This is a genomic window from Mesorhizobium neociceri (assembly GCF_013520985.1).
GTDB classification, from domain to species: domain Bacteria; phylum Pseudomonadota; class Alphaproteobacteria; order Rhizobiales; family Rhizobiaceae; genus Mesorhizobium; species Mesorhizobium neociceri.
In genome coordinates, this window is sequence record NZ_JACDTY010000008.1 from 1 (window position 1) to 23,507 (window position 23,507).

The following is a 23,507-nucleotide window of genomic DNA, read 5'->3' on the forward strand; positions in this document are numbered from 1 at the left end:
CGCGAAGATCATTGGAAAGAGGTCGGGTCATCAGATGCTGGCCTCCACTCCAGCCAGCATCTTGAATCACAAAACCGACAAATCGGGAATCCCCTTCGATTCCATCAAGTCGTGAACCGCTCTAGCGCGCCTTGAGCCGCTGCCGGTGGGCCGCCTGCTTGGCGCGGTTGCCGCACAGCGCCATGCTGCACCAGCGGCGCTTATGCCCGCGCGTGTGGTCGACGAACATCAGCGTGCAGGCCGGTCCCTCGCAGGCCTTCACGTCCGAGAAACTCTCCTCGCAGACAAATGTCGCCAGCGTTTCGGCGACCGGCAGCAGCAGCGCTTCAGGTGAGCGCCAGCGCCGCAGCGTCTGGAGTTCGAGGCCGTCGCCGCCGCCAACGATGCGGCTGAACCGTTCATCGCGATCAAGCAGCCGGTTCAGCGGCTCCAGGGCGAGCAACGCATCGGCAGGGAGCTTCCGCCCCTTGCGCTCGCGCACAAAGCCCCTGAACCATTCGCGCAACTGTCTCGCCTGATCCGCCATCTCATCGAGCTCACCGGGACGGGCCCGGGCTCGTATGCCTCGCAGCGCGTCCGCAGGCACCAGTCCGGCCTGTTCCAGCCAGCTCAGCAATCCCTCGCCGTCGTCGAGCCAGTCGACGGGGGTGTCGACCGGCGTTGCGATTGAATTCAGGAAATCCATGGCGAGTGCATCGCCGACAAACATCGCGGGAGAATGCTGCATCGGAACTCCAATTGTCCCGGCAGCATCGGCCCCGAGCACGTCTTCGTGAACATAACCGCTCTAAGGCTTGTTGACAAGTTACGAACGGTTGCGGTAATTCCAATGTAACCTGTTTGAAGAACTTAGTCAGGTTATTTCTTTAAGGAGGAGAGAGTCGATGTCTTCGCAGCCTATGAGCATTGTGCTCGCCCATGGCGCCTGGGCCGATGGATCGAGCTGGGCAAAAATCATCGCACCGCTGGCGGCTCAGGGTTTCAACGTGATTGCCGCGCCATTGCCGCTGACATCGTTCCGCGATGATGTGGCCGCACTCGATCGCACCATCGAGCGTGTGGCGGGGCAGGTGGTGCTGGTCGGCCACGCCTATGCGGGCGCCGTGATCGCGGCGACGCGCAGCGACAGGGTGAGGGCGTTGGTCTTTGTCGCCGGGCTTGCTCCGGACGAGGGCGAGACGGTGGCGGACGTCTTCTACCGCGCCAAGCCGCATGCGCTGGCGCCGGCGCTTGCTCCAGACGCTCATGGGCTGATCTATCTGCCCAAAGCGGCTTTCGCCGCAGCCTTCGCCCAGAACGCTTCGGCCGAAGAGCTGGCGGTGCTGGCCGCGGTTCAGCGGCCGATCTCGCCGGCCTGCATCACGGTCGCCATGGAGCGGCCGCTGTGGAAGGACCTGCCGTCGTGGTTCCTGGTGGCGGAAGAGGATCACATGATCCCGGCCGAGACCCAGCATTTCATGGCGACGAGAATGAAGGCGCAGGTGCGGTCGCACCCGGTCGATCACACGCCGATCGTTACCGCGTCGGGCGTCGTCGTCGACATCATTCTCGATGCAGCGCGCGGGGCGATGGACAACGCACCCCCGCGCCAGGCGGCTCAGACGAGCTAACCGCCAATTTGATTTGTTAGCAGGCTTTCGCAGGAGAGAGAAAATGGCTGTAGTCAACTATCGCAAGGCCGACGTGAACGGCTTCAACATCTTCTACCGCGAGGCCGGCGCGCAAGGCGCGCCGAAGCTTCTTTTGCTGCACGGCTTCCCGAGTTCGAGCCACATGTTCCGGGATCTGATCCCGCTGCTGGCCGACCGTTTCCACATCATTGCTCCCGATCTGCCGGGGTTCGGCCAGTCGGACATGCCCGCGCGCGACAAGTTCGCCTACACCTTCGACAACATTGCCGATGTGATCGACCGCTTCACCGACAAGGTCGGCTTCGACTGTTACGCCGTCTATGTCTTCGACTACGGTGCGCCGACCGGTTTCCGGCTTGCCGTCAGGCACTCGGAAAAGATCACCGCGATCATCTCGCAGAACGGCAATGCTTACGAGGAAGGCCTGAGCGATGGCTGGAATCCGATCCGCGCCTACTGGCTGGAGCCGTCAGCGGCCAATCGCGAAGCCCTGCGCGCAATGCTGAAGCCCGAGGCGACGATCTGGCAGTATACGCACGGCGTTCCCGATGCGGGCCGCGTCTCACCGGACGGATACGGGCTCGACAATTTCTACCTGGCGCGGCCCGGCGCCGACGAGGTGCAGCTCGACCTGTTTGGCGACTACAAGAGCAATGTCGCGCTCTATCCCGCCTTCCAGGATTATTTCCGCACCCATAAGCCGCCCTTCCTCGCCGTGTGGGGCAAGCACGATCCGTTCTTCCTGCCGCCGGGCGCCGAGGCGTTCAAGCGCGACATACCGGATGCGGTCGTGCGCTTCTTCGACACCGGCCATTTCGCGCTGGAAACGCACGCCGCAGAGATAGCGGCCGCCATCCGCGACTTCCTTCCCCGCTGAGATCAGAAGAAGGATTCCCGAAATGTCCAACTCCGTCGCCGTCCTCACCGGCGCCAGCCAGGGCATCGGCCAGGCCACCGCCATCCGTCTCGCGCGCGACTTCAAGGCCATCGTGTTGGTTGCGCGCAATCGCGCCAATCTTGAGCAGACGTCGGAAGCGGTGCGCGCCGCCGGTGCACAGGCGCTGGTGATCGATGCCGATCTGGCCGTGCCGCAGGCCGCAAGCGCCATTGTCGATCAGACCATGGCCGCATTCGGCCGCATCGACGCGCTCCTCAACATTGCCGGTGCGGTGCCGCAGATCGACCTGTTCGACATGACCTACGAGCAGTGGGAAGGTGGCCTGGCGCTGAAGCTGCACGGCGCAAGGCGGCTCACCATTGCGGCGTGGCCTGCGCTGAAGGCGGCCAAGGGTGCGGTTGTCCTGATGTCGGGCAATTCGGCGCTGTTCCCGAAAGCGCCTTATGCAGCCGTTGGAACGATCAATGCGGCGATCGTCGCCTTGGCGAAAGCGTTCTCCGATCGCGGCATTGCCGATGGCGTGCAGGTCAACAGTGTGCTGCCCGGGCCGGTGATGACCGGCCGCCGCCAGTCCTATCTCAAGCATTGGGCGCCGTTGCACGACATGACGGTGGAGGAGGCGACGGCCAATTTCCCCAAGGAAGCCGTCATCGCCCGCTACGGCGAACCCGAGGAGATCGCCGAACTGATGGCCTTCCTGGTGTCGCCAGGCGCCCGCTGGATGACCGGATCGGCGCTGCGTATGGACGGCGGCGAAGTGAAATCGGTCTGACGGAGGATGAACAGATGATAGACTGGGACAGCGTAACCCGCGATCATGTGCTGCAAGCGATCAAGGAATATGACCGGCTGGGGCCGGACCAGTTCTTCAACGAGCATGGCTTCGCCCCAACAACCACCTATGAGTTGGCTTGGAAAGAACGCGCCTATCCGCCAAAGGCAATCCTGGGCACGGCTTATGAGTTCGCCACCGGCCGGCGGCTTGCGTCCGCCGATTTCGAAGGTGGCAGGTCAGGCGCCGTAAAGGTGCTTGGACAGCTGGGTTTCACCGTCCGCGAGAAGCGGCGACCGGCTGGGTGAACGGCTCCCGAGCCACCGCAGGAAACTCACGTACACCCCCATTCGCGGATCTTGCATTTTTGTCCTGTCCGCTCGCAGGCCTGCAGCGTGAGGTCTTCGGCCTCCCGGCGTGTTTGCGCTGTCTCCGCGCCCCAACTGGCAAATTGTCCGCTCGTCTTTTCGCCCACCGCGAGGGCGCCGCAATGATTGTAGGGAAAGCCGGTGTTGTCGTCGTCGTCCCAATGGCGATGATTGCGAAACACGCTGACCACGGTACAGCCGTCACCGCCGGCGTTCTGGCAATGCTTGAGGGCGATGTCCATCGCCTCCTGACGCTTGTCGGCGCCCCAAAAGAAGCCGTGCTTGCCGTCAGGGTTCGAATACGCGATTGCCGCCCAGATGCCCCTCTCTTCCTCAGCCGGAGGCGGGGCAGGGAGGTCCGCCGCAGCGAGCCGCCCGGCGCAGGCCAACAGCATGCCGATCGCCGCAACGGCGAGTCTGGTTCTCATTGTACGCCTCCTTGTTTTCCTGCTGCCGAGGCCACGGAAATGACGACGCAGCTGTTGCCGGTTGGCAGAAGCATCGCGTTGCCCCCTCCATTGGCCAGTTCATAGACGCTGATTTGCCCAAGATTATTGGCAAGCTTGCTGCCTTTCGGAAGCAGGGCCGGAACATCGGCGCAATTGGCCGCGAATGGCGCCACCCTGACCATCGTACCTTCGCAAACAGATGCGGTGGGTGCTGCGAACACCAGGCCCGCTGCCGGGCCGCTGTAGCCCTGCGTGGCATAGTTCATGCCGACCAGGGCTTCCACGACGTGTTTGTCGGGGGCCTCGTTGCTCCAAATCGACTGGACGCTGTACGTAGTGCCGGTCGTCAGCATCTGCCCAAGGGCTGGGAAAATGTTGGAACAAGACTGCAATCCTGCCTGTTTGGCGTGTTGCAGAAATGGTGTGTCGGCCAGGGCCGGATCGGGCTCGTTGGTCTCCGCGATCGCCGGCTGCGGCAATAAATTGTGGACCAGGCCGTAGCGCATGGCTGCGAAGCCGGCCGTGGCGACGACGGCAATGGCGAGCAACGAGAAGACAGCGGTCTTCGCCCGGTTTCGTTGCGGTTTGCTCCGGTCATCGATGCCGGCCCGAACAGCATCCTTTCCTTGGTTGCGGGACATTATCCGGTCATGGATCGATTGCTGGTTCATCGCGATGCCTTCGTCAATTGATCGCCGCGACGGCCGCGGCCAGGCCCTTGAGGGTTGCGGTCACGTTGATCGTCCTGCCATCCGTGGTCGGAAAGGAGATGACGGATGCCGCAGCCTTCGAAATCTGTTCGCGCATGATCGGACCAACCGGCAGCATGCCGACGCAGACGGCCTGATTGCATCCGTCGAGTTGAATTTTTATCGGCTCCTTGCGCCCTTCGAACGTCAGCGAGACAGGACTGTCGCTCCTGGCAATCGGCGGGGTACGCAAGATCATGTAGGGGTTGCCTTCCTTGGTGGCGGCCAGCGACCAGCTGAACGCAACCTGTCCTGTCTGGTCCTCGATGATCTGGGTGACGTTGCAGACCTTTTGGCGCGCCTTCAGGTTCTCGTCGCAGATCAGCGTCCAGTTCTCGAACGGACGGGTGGTCCGTTGATATTCGCCAAGCTTCGCATCCGCGGGCACCGCCACGTCGGAAGGTTTTACCCTGTAGCCGGAAGGGATCGCTTCCTGCCCGGCCGCTAGCAAGCCGGACAGGAGCATTGACGTCATGGATATCGCGACAGCAAGGACTGCCTGCCTGATCATGGCCGGGCTCTAGTTCAGCGTAAGGCTGACGCCCGCGCCGACACCCCAGTGCCCGCCTGCCGTCGTGCCGGACAGGTTTGCCCGAACCCGTCCCTCCTCACTGGTGTAGCCCGCACCGAACGCTACGGCCCCTTCACCGCGCCAGTAGCCGCCGCCTGCGGCCACGCTCAGCTTGCCGGGACGATCGTCGTAGCGCAGCGAGGCGGCCGCCAGGCCGATCGCGGCGGCCTGGCGCGCTTCGCCCTTGACCTCGCCCATGTCCATGTTGAGCTGGCTCAGTTTGGAGTCCGTGTACGCATTGGCTTGCTGCAGCGTGGTGGCCGCCACCTGGTTGGTGTAGGTCTTCGAATCCGCTAGGTTGAGCGACAGCCCGGTGTTTAGCTGCTGAACGTTGACCGCATCAGTGTTGGCAACGCCCGCCTCGACATTGTGGATGACCACCGGCGTGTTGGGGTCGCCACCGGCAAGCGTTATCGAGTTGGATTTGCTGCCGTCGCCGTTCTTGTCGTACTGGACCGCGAACTCGTTGAGATCGCCGACGCTCCCCTGCATGGCTTCGACAGCCTGGTTGGTCGCGTAGAGCTGGCTGCCGTTGATGGCGTCGGTGGAGGTGCCGCTGATCCTGCCCGCGGCGACATTGGTGACGGTGCGCTCATTGCCGACGGTGCCGACGCTCACCGTGCTCGTCGGAGTTGTTCCGGCAAACGTGTAGTTGACGCCGTTGATCGTGGTGCCGGTGGTGGCGACGGCCGCCGCCGTCGTCGAGCCGGCGCCGAGCGCGACGCTGCCCGGCTCGTTGGCCTTTGCGCCGGCGCCGAGCGCCACTGCCTGGGCTCCGTTGGTCGTCGAGTTGGTGCCGAGTGCGATGCTGTCGGCCTGGTTGACGGTCGAATTCTGGCCGATCGCGATGCCACCCGGCGCCGTCTGCTGCACAATGGCGCCGTTGCCGATGCCGATGCCGTTGTCGCCGTTGACGGTGGTGCGCGGACCGACCGCAACCGAATCGATGCCGACCGCAAGCGAGTCGGGAGCCGTCGAATTGGCATGGAAGTACAGGCTTCCCGTCACCGCGAACGAGCTCAGCGCGCCCTTCAGCTGGCGCAGCGTGACCGCGTCCTGGTCCTGGGTGCCGTCGGCCACGTTGATGATCTGGCGATAGGAGGTGGAGGTGCCGACCGAGACGGCGCCGAGCAAGGTCGCGTCGGTGGTGTTGTAGGGAACGAGGCCGGTGCCGGCGAGGATCGATCCCGATGCCGGCGCGACCGCACGGTCCGAAACCGATCCGGAGCCCAGCGCTACTCCGTCGGCGACTGTGGCCTGGGTGCCGCGGCCGAGCGCCAGCGAATTGGCGGCGGACGCGGTGGCCTGGTAGCCGACGGCGGAGGAGCCGACCCCTTGCGCGAAAGCGTCGGTGACCGGCAGCGTCGTGTCGTTGGTGCGCACATAGCGGATGCCGTCGCCATTGGCGTCGGTGTACGCCGTCGAGGTGTCGCCGGCGATGTTGCTGATCGAATTGCCGAGATTGGTGATGTCGGTGGTGTTGGCCGCGATATCGGTCGTGTTCTGCGTCACCTGCTGGTTGGTGGCGAAGAGCTGCGAGCCGTTGACGGCATCGGTCGAGCTGCCGCTCAAATGCCCGGCGGCGACGTTCTGGATCTGCCGTTCCGCGCCCACCGAGCCGACCGAGAACGCGCCCGCTGGCGTAGCGCCGGCGAAGGTGTAGTTCACGCCGCCGATCGTCGTGCCGCCGACCGCCGTCGTCACGCTCGACACCGCATTCGCGCCGATCGCCACGTCGCCGGCATTGTTGGCCACCGCATTCGGGCCGATCGCAACGGAGTCCGTCCCCAGCGCCTGCGAATCCGCCAGCGTCGAATTGGCATGGAAATACTTGATGCCGCCGCCGGTGCTGATGCTGTTGATCGTGTTGCCGAGAGTGGTGATGTCGGCGGTGTTGGCGGCGATATCGGTGGTGTTTTGCGTCACCTGCTGGTTGGTCGCGAACAGCTGCGAACCGTTGACCGCGTCGGTCGAGCTACCGCTCAACTGCCCGGCCGCGACGTTCTGGATCTGGCGTTCCGCGCCCACCGAGCCGACCGAGAACGCACCGGCCGGCGTGGTTCCGGCGAAGGTATAGTTCACGCCGCCGATCGTCGTGCCGCCGACCGCCGTCGTCGTGCCGGATACGGAATTCAGGCCGATCGCCACGTCGCCGGCATTGTTGGCGATGGCGTTCGGACCGACAGCGACGGAATCGGTTCCAAGCGCCTGGGAATCCGCCAGCGTCGAATTGGCGTGGAAATACTTGATGCCGCCGCCGGTGTTGATGCCGGTGATCGTGTTGCCGAGATTGGTGATGTCGGCGGTGTTGGCCGCTATGTCGGTGGTGTTCTGCGTCACCTGCTGATTGGTCGCGAACAGCTGCGAACCGTTGATCGCGTCGGTCGAGCCGTTGTTGAGCCGCCCTGCCGCGACATTGGTGATGGTCCGCTCGGCGCCGAGCGCGCCAACGCTGACGGTGCTCGTCGGGTTCGTGCCGGCGAAGCTGTAGGCCGTGCTGCCGATCGTCGTCCCGCTGGTGCCCACCGCCGTCGCGGTCACCGAGCCGGAGCCGAGCGCCACGTCGCCGGAGCTTGCCGCCGCGGTCGCGCCATTGCCCAGCGCGACATTGCCGGCGAGACCGGCAGCGCCAGCCGTGGAGCCGTTGCCCAGCGCCACGGAGCCTTGCCCGACGGCCTTGTTGCTGTTGCCGATGGCGACGGCGCCGTTGGCCATATTGGCCGCGGTGGCGGTCGCCGTGCCGTCGCTGTTGGCGATGTTGTTGGCGCCGCCGGTGAAGGCGCCGGTGCCGCTGGCATAGCTGGGATCGCCTATGGCGACCGCGCCATCGCCAAAGGCCGTATTGCCGGCGCCGATGGCGACGGCCTTGCCGCCGCTTGCGAAAGCGCTGGTACCAATAGCGATAGCGTCGGCGGAGTCCGCGGAAGACTGGAGACCGACCGCGATGGCGTTGGTTGCAGTCGCCGCGCTTTCACGCCCCATCGCAAGGGCGTCGTCCGCAGATGCCGTCACGTCCGTGCCGACGGCGATGGCGCTCTGCCCGCTGGCGCTCGTCGCAAAACTGGTCTGGCCGATATAGACAGAGTTTATCCCGGACGCGTTCGTCCCAGCGCCAACAGCGACGGCATTCACGGCGGTGGTTCGGGCACCATTGCCGAGAGCGGTACTGCCGGCTCCGCTGGCACCGGCGTTGACGCCGGCGGCTAGGGTATTGTCTGCTGCCGCATTTGCCCCCTGCCCGAAGGAGGAGGCGTTTATGCCGCTGGCAGCGGCCTGACGTCCCACGGCGGTGGAATTGGCGCCACTGGCCACGGATCCCCAGCCTGCGGCTGTCGCATAGTTGTTGCTGGCCGTGGAACTGGTACCGAGAGCGGTGGAGTTCCCTCCCGAAGCAACGGACAACGTGCCCAAGGCGTTGGCGCCGGCTCCGGTGGCACTGGCTTGGACGCCGAGCGCTACTGAATTGACGCCGCTCGAGATTGTGCCTTGGCCCAGCGCCATCGCACCACCCGCTCCTGTAGCCTTCGCATTCAGGCCGATGGCGACCGCGTATTGCGCCGACGAAACGGACGAACGTCCCATCGCAATGGCATCGACCTGGGATGCTGTCACGTCTGTGCCGACGCCGATCGCGCCTTGGGCCAGCGCTCCCGTTCCCGCAGCAGTGCGCGAGCCGAGATAGACGGAGTTTATCGCCGTAGCAGACGATTGGAAGCCGATGGCGACGGCATTCTGGTTGCTTGCGATGGCGCTGTTACCTTGGGCAATCGAATCCACGCCGGATGCTGTTGCCCCGAACCCGAGCGCGGTGGCGCGCAGCCCGGTCGCGCGGGTAACAGGGCCGATCGCCGTCGAGTTCACTCCGTCGGCACGCGCATTATTGCCAAAAGCGGCCGCGCTTGTGGTTGCAACCGAATTAACGCCAACAGCGCTTGCTCCGTCCCCGTTGGCCTTGGCGTTCCCGCCCACGGCGAGCGCATTGACGCCGGTTGCGCCTGCGAAGACACCTATACCTATGGAATTGAGGCCATTGACACCCATCGAATAGCCTATGGCGATCGTGCCGTCGCCCGTTGCACTGTTGGAGCTGCCCAACGCCACGCTGTTATTGCCATTCGTCGCGGTGCCGTTACCGATGGCGACGGCGTTGCCGCCGGTCGCCGAACCGCCGCCAGCCTGGTATTGTGCCTGAGCCGGCGTGGCGATGCTGCCGAATGCGATTGCACCCAGCGCCGCTGCCGACATCCCGCCGACGCCCAACGTGCCAAGCCCCAGGCCTTTGCGGCGCATCCCGAGCACGCGGCACGCGTTGCGCAGGACCGCCATCAGGCGGCGGCGAACCGAGCGGCTGTCGGCCCTGCCTGAGAGCCAGTTTCCAACAAATCCGGGAAGAGTTTCGATTCTTGCTTGCCCCTCGACGCATCCGGTCATGCTAGTTTTCCCTCGCAATTGCCTGGGCGCTCTGATGTGCCGCATCACTCGCCTCGACGGCCAAAAAATCCTTGAAATTACCCGTCGTCTCTCGCAGCGAGAGACCTATCTTCACACCTTGTTTTTCAATCAGCTGGCAGGCGCTCGCGACCCATGGCTGCGTCGGCTCGGGAACCGTATGCAAGGCGGTCTCGGTCCGCTCCGGCGACAGGTTTATCGCCACCAGCGCGCGGCAGAGATCGAAATGAAATCCCGGATCGCCTTCGCCACAAGCCGGAGAGGTCAGGCCAAGCACGAAACAGGCCAGGAGGTGATCGATCTCAGGACCGCTGATCCGGCTGGCGTATTGGCGCTGCAGCGCGGCCCATGCCGCTTCGGCCTTGGGTGCGAAGACTTCGATTTCCGCGAATTGAATGTCCATGAGACAATCCGGCACGCTGCATCATCTGGCCGCCGCAAGTAGCGGACCGAAATGACTTTTCATCGCGACCATGGGCACGTTCGCGGCGTATGTATTTTGGAAAAGTCCGGAATCTTTGTAGGAAAATCCGGTCTTTGAGCGCTGAACGCCAGGTGTGGCTACTCTGCCACGCAACTTTTAGCTGCCAAGGTCTCTGGATGGATCGCTGCGGCGAACCGAGACGCGCCGCGACAAATGTCACCGCCGCAGCTTCACCTGTTTAGGGGTTCTGCCGCGGTATTTCGACATGGTGACGGTCAGGTGGCTCTGGTCTGAAAAGCCGCTCAGATGAGCAACTTCGGCTATCGACAAATCGCTTTCGACGAGAAGTTTTTCAGCGAAATCGAGACGCAGCCGCAGCAGATATTTGTGCGGCGGTTCGCCGAAGGTCTTGGTGAATGCCAGAATGAAGTGGTTCGGTGAAAGGCCGGAGACCGCGGCAAGCTCGGCCACCGTGATCCTGCTGGAAAAATTCACGCCCAGGAACTCCCGTACCCTCGCGGCACTGCGGTTTGACAGACCGCCCTTTGGACCTTGTGGCAACTTTCCCGCTCCTGCGTAGTTCCGAAGCATATGGACGCCGAACATGGTGACCAGCGAGTCGACATAAAATTCGTTTGGAGCCTCCCGCCGCGTCAGTTCGGCCCTCAGCAGTTGCGCGAGTTGCAGCGCTTGGGGATCGACAGTCCCGAAAGGCGGTGGCTGTAGCTCGGCCCGGCCCGTGCCGAATTCACGCTCTGCCAGTTCGGTCAGGCTTTCGGGGGCGAGCGCGACGATCGCGCTCTCGGTAGCGGATGACCAGGCCACCTTGCTTGCGATATTCGCCGGTATGATCATGATCGTGCCGACGTCGCCGTCATATTCGTGGATTTTGCCGCTGCCGAGCGATGCCGTTATTCCCGGCGAGGGCTTGAGCATAACCGAACCGAGATGCTCTCCCGCTTTGAATGTGCATGATCCCGGCGCGCAAACAGCATGAGCCGCGCCGCCTCGAAAGGTGACCAGGCGCCGCCCCGCGCTTTCCGGAATTCCATCGAAGATGCGCCGATCCGCGCGCCGCCGTTCTGTCCCGGCGTTTTCAAGGACGTTGCCTCTGTGTTGCATCTCCGTCTTGCCTCAGCCGTGCGCCGATCGATCGAATCTTGTGCTGTATGGAGACGCCCAGAATTCGCACCTGTTCCTGATCGTTCTTTCGAACCTTAGAGGCGTTGCTTTGTATTGAAAAGAAGATTTTCAGGAGAAACGAAAACTTTGGCAGGATTTGGTCTATAAGTATGCATATCACGCTTGTTTAGCACGAACTAATCTGACGATTTGCCGATCTTATCTTACCATTTTGTGCCTAGTTATTGTGCATCGTGCGCCGTTGCGCAATCCAGCGTTGCATGCGGAACATAAATCGCGCGGCTATTGCCGAACCTGCCTATGCCGCCATTACGACGGAGGCGCTTCCCCGCATGGTTGCCCTTTTGGGGCCGGCATTTTCGGGGATTATGTCCAGGACGTGCCGCGTTACCCGATCGGTGACCGTGCAGTGACCCCGATACAGAATTACCCGGTTCGCACAGGGCTGTTAAAGATCGCCTCGACGCTTCTCATATAGATCCCAAGACAGCTCAACCATGGCGAGAAGAACATCCTCCCGGCTCCACCCGGCGGCAACCGCCGCTTCGACAATTCCGCAGACGAGCGGCAGCAATTGGCGCTCGCATGCGGCCGACAGGTTAACCTCGGCGCTGTCAGCAGGCGGACTGTCGAAATCAAATCCCACCATTGGCGTTCCCCCGCCATTAATGATCTAATCAAACGTATATCTCTGCAATTCTATTCCAGCCTAATATACATGCATCGGGGACAAAATACAGGAGCGCCGGAATTGACGGTGCATGGGCGCGTCGATTGCGCCGGCTCCATAGCTCGTCTGGAAGTCTTCCTCGGTCTCCTGCTGCCGGCATTGCATGTCTGGGATGCCGATCCCAGGCATTCGCGTTAAGCTATCGGAATCCTGGCGAAGTTTGCCGCATGGAGCGGCGAACCTGCCGCTTCACGAGCATCGCAAGAACGTCGCTCAGTTCACCGGGCCGAGCAGGACCGACCCGTCCGGCACGCCACCGTCGATCGGAATGGCCCTGCGGTTTGCGCTCGCCACCATCGGCTGGCTGATATCACCGGTCACCACGACCGGGCTCTTCGACGGTACGCGGTCGTAGAGGTCGATGATGTCCTGGTTCATCAGGCGCACGCAGCCCGACGAGACGGATTTGCCGATCGAGTTCCATTCCGGCGAGCCGTGCAGGCGGTAGAGCGTGTCGACATTGCCCTGGAACAGGTAGAGCGCGCGGGCGCCGAGCGGGTTCTTCAGACCGCCGGGCATGCCACCGTTCTTGGCGCTGTACTGCTCCAGTTCAGGCTGGCGGGCGACCATCTCGTCCGGCGGCGTCCATTTCGGCCACTTCTGCTTCCACTGGACGACGGCGTCGCCCGACCATTCGAAGCCGGCGCGGCCAAGGCCGACGCCGTAACGGATCGCCTGGCCGCCTTCGCGTACCAGATAGAGGAAGTGGTTGGTCGTATCGACGATGATGGTGCCCGGCCTCTGGCCGGTCGGATCGGGAACGATCTGGCGCAGGAATTGCGGGTCCATCTTCTTGATCGGGATGGCCGGCAGGTCGAAGCCGCTGTCGGAAATCGGGCCGTACATCGTCGCATAGTCGCCGAGCGGCGGCTCTTCATAGGTCGGCGGCGGCGGCTCGACCGGCGCCGGCGTCGAGCTGGTGGTGGTGCAGGCGGAGACCGCAATCGAGGCAGCGCCGAGGGCTGCGGCGTTCAGAAAGCCGCGACGGCTCAGGCGATAGGGGTCGATTTCGGTCTTCAACATGGTTGCCTTTTTTAAGTCTCAAATCGCAAAAAAGCGTGAATGCCTTCAAGCGGCGCAGTGTTGGCCTCCCCCCAATGCCTAGCGCGATAGGCGGTTCCGATTCTGGCCTGAGGGTGGACAAACAAAGGCGAAGCTGTGACCGTCCTGCCACTGTTGCTCCAAGGCAACAGAGTGGTCAGCCGCCGGTCAGCAGGCCTTCAAGCGATGGCAAAATCAAAGCGGGCGGGAAGTCCCTGTATTCCTCGGGCTGGTTGGCGCGGTTGATCCATACGGTGCGAAAACCGAATTTGGTCGCACCGGCAATATCCCAGCGGTTGGACGACTGAAACGACACCGCGCCCGGATAGAGGCGCCAGCCCGTCGCCACCATGTCGTAGGTCGATGGGTCGGTCTTGAAGCGCTTGACGGCATCGACCGAAAAGATGTCATCCAGCACCTGGTCGAGCGCGGCCGATTTGACCGCCGCCTCCAGCATCTCGGGCGAACCGTTGGACAGGATCGCCAGCTTGGCGCCGGACGCTTTGAGCGCCTTTAGCACCGCCGGCACTTCCGGATAGCAGTCGAGCCGCCAATAAGCTTCGAGCAGCTTGGCCTTCAGCCCCTTGTCGGCGGAGGGAACCTTGCGCAGGGCAAAGTCGAGCGCCTGTTCGGTAAGCTGCCAGAAATCGGCATAGCCGCCCATCAGCGTGCGTACCCAGGAATATTCCAGCTGCTTGGCGCGCCAGATTTCCGACAGCAGCTGGCCGTCCGGCCCGATCTCGCCGTCGTGACGGCGCACGGCGGCGTGCACGTCGAACAACGTGCCGTAGGCGTCGAAAACGTAAGCCGCGTAATGCATGGCGACAGTTTTGAGGGCAGGCGGGGCAAGGTGCAAGCATCGATTGCAGACTTGATCGTTTTCTTGGGGCTGGCCTCAACAAAATCCGCCTGAAGCCGGTTGACGGCGCCGGTCAAAGCATCTTCCAATGCTGGCAACAGGCAGCTTTGAAGCGGAACCGAACAATGACACTGGCGACTGCGGCGCTCTCGACGACATGGACCTTCGTCGACGGCGACTGGTACGAAGGCAATGTCGCCATCCTGGGGCCGCGCAGCCACGCCATGTGGCTTGCCACCAGCGTCTTCGATGGCGCCCGCTGGTTCGAAGGCGTCGCCCCCGACCTCGAACTGCATGCCGCCAGGGTGAATGCGTCGGCGATCGCGCTCGGCTTGAAACCGTCGATGAGCGCCGACGAGATTGTCGGCCTGACCTGGGACGGATTGAAGAAGTTCGACGGCAAGACGGCGGTCTATATCCGGCCGATGTACTGGGCCGAGCATGGCGGCTATATGGGCGTGCCGGCCGATCCGGCCTCGACCCGCTTCTGCCTTTGCCTCTACGAATCGCCGATGATCTCGCCTTCAGGCTTTTCTATCACCGTGTCGCCGTTCCGCCGGCCGACCATCGAGACCATGCCGACCAATGCCAAGGCCGGCTGCCTCTACCCCAACAATGGCCGCGCCATCCTCGAAGCCAAGATGCGCGGCTTCGACAATGCGCTGGTGCTCGACATGCTGGGCAATGTCGCCGAGACCGGAACCTCGAACATCTTCCTGGTCAAGGACAGCCATGTGCTGACGCCGGCGCCGAACGGCACCTTCCTGTCCGGCATCACCCGCTCGCGCACCATGACGCTGCTCGGTGACTACGGCTTCAAGACCACGGAAAAAATGCTGTCGGTGCGCGATTTTCTCGAGGCCGACGAGATATTTTCGACCGGAAACCATTCCAAGGTCGTGCCGATCACCCGCATCGAGGACCGCGATCTGCAGCCCGGGCCGGTGGCCAAGAAGGCGCGCGAGCTTTATTGGGAATGGGCGCATTCGAAGCCTGCCGGCTGAGCAGCCGCCGTTTCGTTTGCTGGGCGGTCTTTTTTGACGCAGCATCCTGTCCGCAAAACCGTGTGACAGTTTTCCGGAACCCGCCTAGAAAAGGAACCGGCGCTTCATTCCGGAGTTGTTCCAGAACAATCCAGCCCTATCTTAATCCGGTATCCGCACCGGACTTTTCCATGAGGAGTATGACCGATGGCTTTTGAATTGCCCGCCTTGCCCTACGACTACGAGGCCTTGCAGCCCTACATGTCGAAGGAGACGCTGGAGTATCACCACGACAAGCACCACAAGGCCTATGTCGACAACGGCAACAAGCTGGCCGCTGAAGCCGGTCTTGGTGACTTGTCGGTCGAAGAGGTGGTCAAGCAGTCGTTCGGCAAGAATGCCGGCCTCTTCAACAATGCCGCCCAGCACTACAACCACATCCATTTCTGGAAGTGGATGAAGAAGGGCGGCGGCGGCAACAAACTTCCGGGGGCCCTGCAGAAGGCGGTCGACGCCGACCTCGGCGGCTACGACAAGTTCAAGGCCGACTTCATCGCTGCCGGCACCACGCAGTTCGGTTCGGGCTGGGCCTGGGTCTCCGTCAAGGACGGCAAGCTGGCGATCTCCAAGACGCCGAATGGCGAGAACCCGCTGGTCCACGGCGCCTCGCCGATCCTCGGCGTCGATGTCTGGGAGCATTCCTACTACATCGACTACCGCAACGCCCGGCCGAAATATCTCGAGGCCTTCGTCGACAGCCTGATCAACTGGGATCACGTGCTCGAAATGTACGAAAAAGCGAAAGCTTGATTCGTTCAGAAAAGCCCCGATCTCCGGGGCTTTTCTTTTTTCAGCCCGAACACGAGGCACACAGAAAATCGACAGAATCCGTGCTGCAGACAGGGAATAATCCCAGCCCGCCATCCGTTAACGTTGAGTCGCGACCCCTCATCATCCTGGAGCCAATTGAATGAGAAAGCTTGTCATCGCCATCTCTATGCTCAGCCTCGCCGCCTCGGCGGCCTTTGCCGACCCGATCCTCGACCGACAGGGACTGATGAAGGAGCGTGGAAAACTCGTCGGCGGCCTGTCGAAAATCGCCAAGGGCGAAGCAGACTTCGACGCCGCCGCCGTGCTAACGGCCCTGCAGGCGCTGCAGGTCAACGCCGAGAAAATCGATATCGACACGCTGTTCCCGGCCGGCAGCGACAGCGGTGACACCACCGCTTCGCCCAAGATCTGGGAAGACATGGCCGGCTTCAAGACGACGAACGAGAAATATGTCGCCGACGTCAAGGCCGCTGTTGCCGCGGCGCCTGCCGATGTCGATGCGCTCAAGGCGCAGATCGGCACCCTCGGCAGCGATTGCGGCACCTGCCACCAGACCTACCGGGTGAAGAAAAGCTGATCTCCGGGCAATGGCCCTGTTGAAAAAGCTCATCGGCGCCGCCCTTGTCCTGGGCGTCGCCGGTGCTGGCGCCGGCTGGCTGCTGTCGGCGCCGGTCAAGCTCGACACTGATACCCTGGCGCAGCTGGGCCCCGGCGACGCCGCCAGGGGCAAGCGCATTTTCAATGCCGGCGGCTGCACCTCCTGTCACGCCAAGCCGGGGTCGAAGGGCGACGCCCACCTGCAACTGGTCGGCGGCCTTGAGCTCAAGACCCCGTTCGGCACCTTCGTGCCGCCCAACATCTCGCAAGATCCCAAGGACGGCATCGGCGCCTGGACGGTCGCGGACCTCGCCAACGCCATGCTGAAAGGCGTGTCGCCCTCCGGCGAGCATTTTTATCCGGCCTTTCCCTATGCGTCCTATGCCCGCATGAAACCGGCCGACATTGCCGATCTTTACGCGTTCCTGAAGACGCTGCCGGCGGTCGCCGGCAAGGCTCCGGACAATTCGCTCAGTTTCCCCTTCAACATCCGCCGCGGCCTTGGCCTGTGGAAGCGGCTCTATCTCAGCAAGGAGCCGGTGATTGCCTTTGCCGATGGCACGCCGGACCCGGTGCTGGCCGGCCGCTATCTGGTTGAGGGGCCTGGCCATTGCGGCGAATGCCATACGCCGCGCGACTTCACCGGCGGCACCAGGAAGGGCGAATGGCTGGCCGGTGCGGCTGCCGCCGAAGGCCGCGGCATCGTGCCGAACATCACATCGGGCGAGGGCGGCATCGGTGACTGGTCGGAAGCCGATATCGCCAATTACCTCGAAACCGGCTTCACGCCGGATTTCGATTCCGTCGGCGGCGCCATGGTCGACGTGCAGCGCAACATGGCCGAATTGCCGCCGGAAGATCGCGCGGCAATAGCCGCCTATCTCAAGGCGGTGCCGCCACACCCCAATGGCTACCCGGCGCGCGGCAAGCCGGCCAAGTGATCCCGACTACAGGTGGCGGTCACCGAGGAAATCGAAGCCCGTCTCGAAGAAATGACTGTAATTGCAGGTCAGTTCCTCGCCGGGCGCGATGTCGCGCAAGGCATAGGTCTCCTCGGGCGAAGAAACATCGCAATTCGGTTCGTCGTCATGGTTCATGTAGCGGGCGTCGTCGGCTTCGAAGACGATATAGGCCGGATCGCGACGGTCGGGATAGGAATAGCGGTCGAGATAGCTCTTCACCGGCCCGCTCTCGCCCTCATAGGTCTCGACGTCGATGATCCGGTCGAATCTTGGGTCGAGCTTCCAGATCAGCGTGCCCTTGGCAATGTGGTTCTTGGCGAAAACACCGATGCCCTGGATCGGCGATTTCTCGAGATAGGTGTCGACGAGCAGCATGATGGACCCTTTGCGTATGCCATGACCTGGAAGGCGCCGCGCATTGGGTAGCGCGCAGCCATTGCAATTGCGAGTGAAAATGAGCAGCGCGGAATTCAAAAAGTGATGATCAACACGCCTCGACGGGCGCGCCTTTCGGCACCGGCATCAACGCTGCTGCAAGGCCAGGCGAACGCCCAAGGCGCAGTAGATGCCGCCAACGACCTTGCCTTGCCATTTCACTACCGATGGATTTCGACGCAGGAACGTGCCGAGCCGGCCCGCACTCACGGCAAAGACAACTGTGCTGAAAAGGCCGAGCAGAACAAAGATCATGCCGAGCGTCATAAGCTGGAGCATCGCCGACCCGTTTTCAGGCCGGACGAACTGAGGCAGGAAGGCGAGGAAGAAAAGCGCGGTCTTTGGATTGAGCACTTCGGTCAGGACAGCCTGTCGAAACGCCATCCTGGCGGAGATCGCAAGAGCTCCGACAGTAGGATCGGTCGGTGTTCTCTCGATGATCGCACGAATGCCGAGGTAAACCAGATACGCCGCGCCGATGTATTTTACGATGCTGAACAGCGTTGCCGACGTGGCGATGATCGCCGAAATGCCGACCATCGCCATGACGGTATGGAACACATCGCCGGCCGCGACGCCCGCGCCCGTCGCGATGCCAACCCTGGTTCCGGAACTCGTCGCTCGCGCCACCGTCAAAAGCGTGGCTGGGCCTGGAATAAACACAAAGCCAAGCACAACCGCTATGTAAGCCGTCACGGTGGATAGATCGATCATTGCTGCGCCTCCGTTGCAGTCTCGGCCTTGCCTGTCACCTTCAACGCGAAGGAATAGGTGTAGGCGATCTCCTCCAGCCGGGAAAACCGGCCCGACGCGCCGGCATGGCCGGAATCCATGTTGATCTTGAACAGCACCGGATTGGTCCCGCTCTTGCGCTCGCGCAGCCGCGCCACCCATTTTGCCGGTTCCCAATAGGTGACGCGCGGATCGGTAAGGCCGGCCAGCGCCAGGATCGGCGGATAGTCATGGTCAGTGACATTGTCATAGGGCGAGTAGGCGGCGATGATCCGGTAATCCTCCGCCGATGCGATCGGATTGCCCCATTCCGGCCATTCCGGCGGTGTCAGCGGCAAACTTGCATCGAGCATGGTGGTCATCACATCGACGAAAGGAACCTCGGCGACGATGGCGCCGAAACTTTGCGGCGCCATGTTGGCGATCCCGCCCATCAGCATGCCGCCGGCCGAGCCGCCTTGCGCGACGATGCGGTCGTGTTGTGTGTAGCGCTCGGCGACGAGGTGCTGTGCGACGGCGATGAAATCGGTGAACGTGTTCATCTTGTGCGCTCGTTTGCCGTCATCGTACCAGCCATAGCCCTTGTCCTTGCCGCCGCGGACATGGGCGATGGCAAAGACAAAGCCCCGGTCCACCAGCGAGAACCAGTTGGTGTTGAAGGCGGCCGGAATGGCAATGCCGTAGGAGCCGTACCCGTAGAGCAGGCAAGGTGCCGAGCCATCGAGCGGCGTGCCGCGGTGATGCAGCAGCGAGACCGGCACCAGTTCGCCATCGGCGGCAGGCGCCATCAGCCGGCGCGTGACATAGTGCTCCGGATTGTGGCCGGACGGCACTTCCTGGGTCTTCAAGAGCACGCGCTCGCGGCTGCGCATATTATAGTCGAAGACCTGCGCCGGCGTCGTCATCGACGAATAGGTGAAGCGCATGATCTCGGTGTCGTATTCATAGGATCCCGACAGGCCGAGCGAGAACGCCTCTTCGTCGAACGAGATCAGGTGCTCCTCGCCGCTGCGGCGATCGCGCACGACGATGCGCGGCAGGCCTTCCTTGCGCTCGAGCCTGACCATATGGTCCTTGAAGCCGACCACCGACAGGATCAGCCGGCCCGGCTCGTGCGCCACCAGCTCTTCCCAGTTGGCGCGAACCGGATCATTGGCCGGCGCCGTCATGATCTTGAAGTCCTTGGCGCCGTCGGCATTGGTGAGGATGAAGAAGATGTCGCCACCTTCCTCCAGATCATACTGCAGGCCGATCTCGCGCGTCGCCACCAGCTTTGGCTCGGCCAGGGGCTGATCAGCGCGCATCAGTCGGTATTCCGAGGTTTCGTGATCGTTGATGCCGATCATGATCCATTCGTTGGAGCGCGTGCCGCCGACATCCATGAAGAAACCGGGATCGGTCTCCTCATAGATCAGCCGGTCATTCTCAGGGTTGCCGCCGAGCGCGTGGAACAGCACCTTGGACGGGCGATGATTATCGTCGAGCCGGGTGTAGAAGAAACCGTCATCGCCGGCATTCCAGGTGCCGCCACCACTGGTGGCCTCTATCTGGTCGGGCAATTCCTTGCCACTGGTAAGGTCACGCACGCGAAGTGTGAAGAATTCCGAGCCCTTGTCGTCGAACGCCCACAACAGTTTGCCATGGTCGGCCGAATGGTCGACGCCGCCGAGGCGGAAATAGGGCTTGCCCTCGGCTTCCGCGTCGCCGTCGAGCAGGATCTGCTCGTCGCCGCCATCGCGCGGCATGCGGAAATAGCGGGGCTGTTCGCCGCCAAGCTTGAAGGATGAGCCATAGGCATAGGGGCCATCCTTCATCGGCACCGTCGAATCGTCTTCCTTTATGCGCCCCTTCATCTCGCCGAACAGCTGCTTCTGAAGCTGTGTAGTATCGGCCATCAGCACTGTCTGATAGGCGTTCTCGGCTTCGAGATGGGCGCGGATGCGGCCGTCGAGCAGGGAAGGATCCCTGAACATCGCCTGCCAGTTCTCCGCCCTCAGCCAGGCATAGTCGTCAGTGCGGGTAATGCCGTGATGCGTGTCGAAGATGGGTTGTTTCTCAGGGCTCGGCGGGCTGGCGGTCGGAAAGGCTGGGGTCTTGGTCATTGCGTCTCACTGAAGAAGTTACTTGGATGGCAATGAACACGCCGATCAGCGCGGGTTCAAGGGCCGGGATGCATTGGTGGCGGCGGGCTCGGGAAGATGAGCCGCAGAAGATGGAGGAGAGGATGATGAACTTCTATATCAGCACCGCTGCGGCTCTCGCCGTCGCCTCGACCGTTCTGGCTTTCACCGGCCAGTCTCATGCAACCGCGTTCGCCGCTTGGCAAGTGGCTGGCGTGCCGTTCGGCGACACACTCAACGTTCGCAAATATCCGTCCAACGCATCCCAGAAGCAGGCCGCCTATCCCAACGGGACGATCCTGCAGATGACCGGCAAGTGCACGGGAGGGCTGAACCTTCTGGAGATCGCCGGCCAGCCGCGCTGGAAGCAGAAACAGGCAATTCGCTACCAATGGTGTCAAGTTTGGCACGACCCTGCGCAAAATGGTGGATTTGTTACCGGCTGGGCCTATGGAAAATATCTCATTCCCTATTGAATCCAGTCAGGTTGCAGGTCTTCTTTTGCGAGTCTCGCAAACACCTTGCAACTTATGATTTTGTACGAATCCGACAATTCAGCTATTCGAGCCTACCAAGCATAGGCTAAGCATCGCAATCCACTTCATGAGTCCTTGCTGATTTAGTGATGCATGACCTTACGTCATGCCAGTCCTGGTCCGACCAGAAAATATCGCGAAGTTACAGAGTGCACGAAAGATTGAAGCTGAAGAGCGACTATTCGATGAATATCGTTGAATATAGCGCAAGATGCGAATTGACTTACTTGGTCCGCAGGCTCATTAAGATGCCCGGACGCGAATCCATGAAGCTCTTCCCGCGTGAAATTCGCGCCATGCCCGATCTCTCAAAAAGGGCGCAAACAGAAACATCTTTCGTTGGGGCCTGAACACCATGGATATCGTCGAAACACCTTCCAGAAATAGCGATGCGCTGATCGAGCTGACCGCCGATGTGGTGGCGGCCTACGTCAGCAACAATCCCGTGCCGGTCGGCGAGCTGCCGAATCTTATCGCCGATGTCCATGCCGCTCTCGGGCGCGTGGGCGGAACGAGCGAACAACCTCCGGCCGACAAGCAGAAGCCTGCGGTAAACCCGAAGCGTTCTGTCCATGACGACTACATCGTCTGTCTTGAAGACGGCAAGAAGTTCAAGTCGCTCAAGCGTCACTTGATGACCCACTACGGTCTGACGCCCGATGAATACCGCGAGAAGTGGAACCTCGACGCCAGCTATCCGATGGTTGCCCCCAACTATGCCGCTGCGCGTTCGCAGCTGGCCAAGAAGATGGGCCTCGGCCGCAAGCGCAAGGGGCGGTAACACCGGCTCCAGTTCGACAAGATCAACGGCGCCTTCGAGGCGCCGTTTTTGTTTGGGGATCAAGCTATCTGCTTGATCCGGGATTAAGCTGTCTGCTTGAGCGCCATTTCGGCGTCGCGCGTGATGCGCTTGACCATCGAGCGCAAGCCATTGGCGCGCTGCGGCGACAGATGTTCGTCAAGGCCGAGTGACTTCAGCGTCGCCTCGGCGTCCGTTTGCAGGATCTGGCTGGCAGTCCGTTCCGAAAACAGCGCCAGCATGATGGCGACCAGGCCGCGCACGATATGAGCGTCCGAATCGCCGGTGAAGGTGATCACGGGATCGGCGCCCGGCGCTCGGCTCGTGGTCAGCCAGACCTGGCTGACGCAGCCGGGCACCTTGTTCACGGCATTGCGTTCGGCGTCGGGAAATGGCGGCAGGGCTTCACCGAGCTCGATCACATAGCGATAGCGATCTTCCCACTCGTCGAGCAGGGAGAAGTCGTCGCGGATCGTCTGGATCGTCGTGGCCATTGCTTGGCATATAGTCATCCGCGGCTGCGGCGTCACGGAAAAAGAAGAAAGGCACCGCAGGCGTCGAGAGGTCCGACCGGCCTGCGGTGTCGCTGCAGAGACAGCGGAAACGGTGTTATTTCTTCGCCACCAGCTTGGCAGGTATGTTGACGGTCGCCGGCAGCACAATGTCCTCGGCGACGCTGCCGGTGGCCAGTGAGGTATCGGGCGTCGTCCCCGACTCGGTGCTCTTGTCGTCCAGCATGGCGGCGGCGATCTTGGCGGTTTCCTTGGCCCGGGCGCCGATCGTATGCATCGCCGACTTGCCGGTCTCGCAGACATCGGGCTTGCGCTCGCAAATGCCGGCGATGTCGCCGACCGCCTCCCGCGCCGCAAACAGCGCCTGGATCGGCCCGACGCTCTCGTGGCCCTCCTCGTCGGAGCCGACGCTCAGCGGCAGCGCCAGCAGCACCAGCGAAAACCAGAACGCCATTCTTATCAGAAAGCCCATCGAATTGCCCTCTCGTCCATGACCGGATCATGCGTCCATGCGCCATGACCTCTTTTATCACAGCGACAATGACACATGAGGCGCAAAGGACGGCTTGCTTGCTCAGCGAAAATTTTCCTCAAATTTTAGGCAAATTCGAAACGAAGCATTTTGCAATGCATTGGCTTCAAATGCCGGCAATTTTCTTCACCTTGCACTAACCATCTAAGCGATTGTTCTGCATGGTGATATCCAGAAGTGCAGGCATGCCGGCTCAGGATTTTGCCGCCGCAGGCACGCCTTTCGCACATAACGCTCCGTTTACTATGGCCGCAAATGACGGTGCATTCCGGCGCCGGCGCCGCAATTTTCGCCGCAGCGCGGGCGTTGCTCCGGTCAGCCTTATTCATTCCTTAAACGCTGGATGCGACTTTCAAATCAACGAGAGCCACCTGCAAAGCAGGG

25 protein-coding genes are annotated in these 23,507 nt (G+C 62.2%); 10 read left to right on the forward strand and 15 right to left on the reverse strand.

From position 1 onward, the window contains the following. Window positions 1-121: 121 nt before the first annotated feature. On the reverse strand, window positions 122-727 hold the full coding sequence (locus H0241_RS17210; protein ID WP_181058858.1) for a CGNR zinc finger domain-containing protein: 606 nt from the start codon (window positions 725-727) through the stop codon (window positions 122-124). Between the two features lie 157 nt (window positions 728-884). On the opposite strand from H0241_RS17210, the gene H0241_RS17215 reads away from it, so the two are divergent. From H0241_RS17215 to H0241_RS17230, 4 genes are read left to right on the forward strand one after another with little or no spacing between them, the layout of a single operon-like run. Next, window positions 885-1,610, forward strand: a complete 726-nt coding sequence (locus tag H0241_RS17215; RefSeq protein ID WP_181058859.1) for an alpha/beta fold hydrolase — start codon at window positions 885-887, stop codon at window positions 1,608-1,610. A gap of 43 nt (window positions 1,611-1,653) precedes the next feature. Next, window positions 1,654-2,508 (forward strand): alpha/beta fold hydrolase, encoded by an 855-nt coding sequence (locus H0241_RS17220; RefSeq protein WP_181058860.1) that lies wholly within the window; start codon window positions 1,654-1,656, stop codon window positions 2,506-2,508. Between the two features lie 22 nt (window positions 2,509-2,530). Then, window positions 2,531-3,301 (forward strand): SDR family oxidoreductase, encoded by a 771-nt coding sequence (locus H0241_RS17225; RefSeq protein ID WP_181058861.1) that lies wholly within the window; start codon window positions 2,531-2,533, stop codon window positions 3,299-3,301. 14 nt (window positions 3,302-3,315) lie between these two features. Further along, window positions 3,316-3,609 carry a hypothetical protein gene (locus H0241_RS17230; RefSeq protein WP_181058862.1) on the forward strand — a complete coding sequence of 98 codons (294 nt, stop codon included), beginning with the start codon at window positions 3,316-3,318 and terminating at the stop codon, window positions 3,607-3,609. Between the two features lie 26 nt (window positions 3,610-3,635). Here H0241_RS17230 and H0241_RS17235 read toward each other — a convergent pair whose 3' ends face one another. The 9 genes from H0241_RS17235 to H0241_RS17275 all read right to left on the reverse strand — a co-directional run bounded on the left by H0241_RS17235 (window position 3,636) and on the right by H0241_RS17275 (window position 14,045). After that, on the reverse strand, window positions 3,636-4,097 hold the full coding sequence (locus H0241_RS17235; RefSeq protein ID WP_181058863.1) for a DUF4189 domain-containing protein: 462 nt from the start codon (window positions 4,095-4,097) through the stop codon (window positions 3,636-3,638). Continuing rightward, the gene (locus H0241_RS17240; protein WP_181058864.1) at window positions 4,094-4,789 is read right to left on the reverse strand and encodes a hypothetical protein; all 696 of its coding nucleotides are present in this window, start codon (window positions 4,787-4,789) and stop codon (window positions 4,094-4,096) included. The genes H0241_RS17235 and H0241_RS17240 overlap by 4 nt, the downstream gene beginning before the upstream one ends. Before the next feature lie 13 nt (window positions 4,790-4,802). Continuing rightward, window positions 4,803-5,378: an invasion associated locus B family protein gene (locus tag H0241_RS17245; RefSeq protein WP_181058865.1), complete on the reverse strand. Its 576-nt coding sequence runs from the start codon at window positions 5,376-5,378 to the stop codon at window positions 4,803-4,805. A 9-nt stretch (window positions 5,379-5,387) separates the two neighbouring features. Beyond that, window positions 5,388-9,869: a YadA-like family protein gene (locus H0241_RS17250; protein ID WP_181058866.1), complete on the reverse strand. Its 4,482-nt coding sequence runs from the start codon at window positions 9,867-9,869 to the stop codon at window positions 5,388-5,390. Between the two features lies 1 nt (window position 9,870). Beyond that, window positions 9,871-10,290: a hypothetical protein gene (locus H0241_RS17255; protein ID WP_181058867.1), complete on the reverse strand. Its 420-nt coding sequence runs from the start codon at window positions 10,288-10,290 to the stop codon at window positions 9,871-9,873. A 237-nt stretch (window positions 10,291-10,527) separates the two neighbouring features. Next, window positions 10,528-11,433: a helix-turn-helix transcriptional regulator gene (locus H0241_RS17260; RefSeq protein ID WP_181058868.1), complete on the reverse strand. Its 906-nt coding sequence runs from the start codon at window positions 11,431-11,433 to the stop codon at window positions 10,528-10,530. Between the two features lie 469 nt (window positions 11,434-11,902). Next, window positions 11,903-12,103, reverse strand: coding sequence for a hypothetical protein (locus H0241_RS17265; RefSeq protein ID WP_181058869.1), 201 nt, complete (start codon window positions 12,101-12,103; stop codon window positions 11,903-11,905). A 294-nt stretch (window positions 12,104-12,397) separates the two neighbouring features. Next, window positions 12,398-13,207: a L,D-transpeptidase gene (locus H0241_RS17270; RefSeq protein ID WP_181058870.1), complete on the reverse strand. Its 810-nt coding sequence runs from the start codon at window positions 13,205-13,207 to the stop codon at window positions 12,398-12,400. A gap of 175 nt (window positions 13,208-13,382) precedes the next feature. Beyond that, window positions 13,383-14,045, reverse strand: a complete 663-nt coding sequence (locus tag H0241_RS17275) for a haloacid dehalogenase type II (protein WP_142866649.1) — start codon at window positions 14,043-14,045, stop codon at window positions 13,383-13,385. Window positions 14,046-14,209: 164 nt separating this feature from the next. Between H0241_RS17275 and H0241_RS17280 the strand changes: the two genes are divergently transcribed. The 4 genes from H0241_RS17280 (at window position 14,210) to H0241_RS17295 (ending at window position 17,436) form a co-directional block, all read left to right on the forward strand. Continuing rightward, window positions 14,210-15,088, forward strand: a complete 879-nt coding sequence (locus H0241_RS17280; RefSeq protein WP_181058871.1) for a branched-chain amino acid aminotransferase — start codon at window positions 14,210-14,212, stop codon at window positions 15,086-15,088. A gap of 186 nt (window positions 15,089-15,274) precedes the next feature. Next, window positions 15,275-15,877: a superoxide dismutase gene (locus tag H0241_RS17285; RefSeq protein WP_142866647.1), complete on the forward strand. Its 603-nt coding sequence runs from the start codon at window positions 15,275-15,277 to the stop codon at window positions 15,875-15,877. Between the two features lie 160 nt (window positions 15,878-16,037). After that, a complete protein-coding gene (locus tag H0241_RS17290) occupies window positions 16,038-16,475 on the forward strand; it encodes a c-type cytochrome (protein ID WP_181058872.1) in 438 nt (145 codons plus the stop codon). Between the two features lie 10 nt (window positions 16,476-16,485). Next, window positions 16,486-17,436 carry a cytochrome c gene (locus H0241_RS17295; RefSeq protein ID WP_181058873.1) on the forward strand — a complete coding sequence of 317 codons (951 nt, stop codon included), beginning with the start codon at window positions 16,486-16,488 and terminating at the stop codon, window positions 17,434-17,436. Window positions 17,437-17,442: 6 nt separating this feature from the next. Here H0241_RS17295 and H0241_RS17300 read toward each other — a convergent pair whose 3' ends face one another. The 3 genes from H0241_RS17300 to H0241_RS17310 all read right to left on the reverse strand — a co-directional run bounded on the left by H0241_RS17300 (window position 17,443) and on the right by H0241_RS17310 (window position 20,726). Beyond that, entirely contained in the window at window positions 17,443-17,832 is a 390-nt protein-coding gene (locus tag H0241_RS17300) for an SET domain-containing protein (RefSeq protein WP_181058874.1), read from the reverse strand. Between the two features lie 147 nt (window positions 17,833-17,979). Further along, on the reverse strand, window positions 17,980-18,606 hold the full coding sequence (locus H0241_RS17305) for a LysE family translocator (RefSeq protein WP_181058875.1): 627 nt from the start codon (window positions 18,604-18,606) through the stop codon (window positions 17,980-17,982). Beyond that, complete coding sequence (locus tag H0241_RS17310; RefSeq protein ID WP_181058876.1) at window positions 18,603-20,726, reverse strand: S9 family peptidase; 2,124 nt, start codon at window positions 20,724-20,726, stop codon at window positions 18,603-18,605. Before H0241_RS17310 ends, H0241_RS17305 begins: the two co-directional genes overlap by 4 nt. Window positions 20,727-20,752: 26 nt before the next feature. On the opposite strand from H0241_RS17310, the gene H0241_RS17315 reads away from it, so the two are divergent. Further along, on the forward strand, window positions 20,753-21,220 hold the full coding sequence (locus H0241_RS17315) for an SH3 domain-containing protein (protein WP_328824725.1): 468 nt from the start codon (window positions 20,753-20,755) through the stop codon (window positions 21,218-21,220). Between the two features lie 415 nt (window positions 21,221-21,635). After that, window positions 21,636-22,061: a MucR family transcriptional regulator gene (locus H0241_RS17320; RefSeq protein WP_181058877.1), complete on the forward strand. Its 426-nt coding sequence runs from the start codon at window positions 21,636-21,638 to the stop codon at window positions 22,059-22,061. Window positions 22,062-22,144: 83 nt separating this feature from the next. On the opposite strand, the gene H0241_RS17325 is transcribed toward H0241_RS17320, so the two are convergent. Beyond that, the gene (locus H0241_RS17325; RefSeq protein WP_181058878.1) at window positions 22,145-22,573 is read right to left on the reverse strand and encodes a SufE family protein; all 429 of its coding nucleotides are present in this window, start codon (window positions 22,571-22,573) and stop codon (window positions 22,145-22,147) included. Window positions 22,574-22,688: 115 nt separating this feature from the next. Continuing rightward, a complete protein-coding gene (locus H0241_RS17330; RefSeq protein WP_181058879.1) occupies window positions 22,689-23,063 on the reverse strand; it encodes a DUF5330 domain-containing protein in 375 nt (124 codons plus the stop codon). Window positions 23,064-23,507: the final 444 nt, after the last annotated feature.

Excerpts from the sequence above, each read along its gene's own strand:
- H0241_RS17230 (WP_181058862.1), top strand. The coding sequence starts at position 3,316 with ATGATAGACTGGGACAGCGTAACCCGCGATCATGTGCTGCAAGCGATC.
- H0241_RS17280 (WP_181058871.1), top strand. The coding sequence starts at position 14,210 with ATGACACTGGCGACTGCGGCGCTCTCGACGACATGGACCTTCGTCGAC.
- H0241_RS17215 (WP_181058859.1), top strand. The coding sequence starts at position 885 with ATGTCTTCGCAGCCTATGAGCATTGTGCTCGCCCATGGCGCCTGGGCC.
- H0241_RS17250 (WP_181058866.1), bottom strand. The coding sequence starts at position 9,869 with ATGACCGGATGCGTCGAGGGGCAAGCAAGAATCGAAACTCTTCCCGGA.
- H0241_RS17310 (WP_181058876.1), bottom strand. The coding sequence starts at position 20,726 with ATGACCAAGACCCCAGCCTTTCCGACCGCCAGCCCGCCGAGCCCTGAG.
- H0241_RS17305 (WP_181058875.1), bottom strand. The coding sequence starts at position 18,606 with ATGATCGATCTATCCACCGTGACGGCTTACATAGCGGTTGTGCTTGGC.
- H0241_RS17275 (WP_142866649.1), bottom strand. The coding sequence starts at position 14,045 with ATGCATTACGCGGCTTACGTTTTCGACGCCTACGGCACGTTGTTCGAC.
- H0241_RS17240 (WP_181058864.1), bottom strand. The coding sequence starts at position 4,789 with ATGAACCAGCAATCGATCCATGACCGGATAATGTCCCGCAACCAAGGA.
- H0241_RS17315 (WP_328824725.1), top strand. The coding sequence starts at position 20,753 with ATGGCAATGAACACGCCGATCAGCGCGGGTTCAAGGGCCGGGATGCAT.
- H0241_RS17265 (WP_181058869.1), bottom strand. The coding sequence starts at position 12,103 with ATGGTGGGATTTGATTTCGACAGTCCGCCTGCTGACAGCGCCGAGGTT.
- H0241_RS17325 (WP_181058878.1), bottom strand. The coding sequence starts at position 22,573 with ATGGCCACGACGATCCAGACGATCCGCGACGACTTCTCCCTGCTCGAC.
- H0241_RS17220 (WP_181058860.1), top strand. The coding sequence starts at position 1,654 with ATGGCTGTAGTCAACTATCGCAAGGCCGACGTGAACGGCTTCAACATC.
- H0241_RS17260 (WP_181058868.1), bottom strand. The coding sequence starts at position 11,433 with ATGCAACACAGAGGCAACGTCCTTGAAAACGCCGGGACAGAACGGCGG.
- H0241_RS17270 (WP_181058870.1), bottom strand. The coding sequence starts at position 13,207 with ATGTTGAAGACCGAAATCGACCCCTATCGCCTGAGCCGTCGCGGCTTT.
- H0241_RS17295 (WP_181058873.1), top strand. The coding sequence starts at position 16,486 with ATGGCCCTGTTGAAAAAGCTCATCGGCGCCGCCCTTGTCCTGGGCGTC.
- H0241_RS17330 (WP_181058879.1), bottom strand. The coding sequence starts at position 23,063 with ATGGGCTTTCTGATAAGAATGGCGTTCTGGTTTTCGCTGGTGCTGCTG.
- H0241_RS17245 (WP_181058865.1), bottom strand. The coding sequence starts at position 5,378 with ATGATCAGGCAGGCAGTCCTTGCTGTCGCGATATCCATGACGTCAATG.
- H0241_RS17255 (WP_181058867.1), bottom strand. The coding sequence starts at position 10,290 with ATGGACATTCAATTCGCGGAAATCGAAGTCTTCGCACCCAAGGCCGAA.
- H0241_RS17225 (WP_181058861.1), top strand. The coding sequence starts at position 2,531 with ATGTCCAACTCCGTCGCCGTCCTCACCGGCGCCAGCCAGGGCATCGGC.
- H0241_RS17290 (WP_181058872.1), top strand. The coding sequence starts at position 16,038 with ATGAGAAAGCTTGTCATCGCCATCTCTATGCTCAGCCTCGCCGCCTCG.
- H0241_RS17285 (WP_142866647.1), top strand. The coding sequence starts at position 15,275 with ATGGCTTTTGAATTGCCCGCCTTGCCCTACGACTACGAGGCCTTGCAG.
- H0241_RS17300 (WP_181058874.1), bottom strand. The coding sequence starts at position 17,832 with ATGCTGCTCGTCGACACCTATCTCGAGAAATCGCCGATCCAGGGCATC.
- H0241_RS17210 (WP_181058858.1), bottom strand. The coding sequence starts at position 727 with ATGCAGCATTCTCCCGCGATGTTTGTCGGCGATGCACTCGCCATGGAT.
- H0241_RS17320 (WP_181058877.1), top strand. The coding sequence starts at position 21,636 with ATGGATATCGTCGAAACACCTTCCAGAAATAGCGATGCGCTGATCGAG.
- H0241_RS17235 (WP_181058863.1), bottom strand. The coding sequence starts at position 4,097 with ATGAGAACCAGACTCGCCGTTGCGGCGATCGGCATGCTGTTGGCCTGC.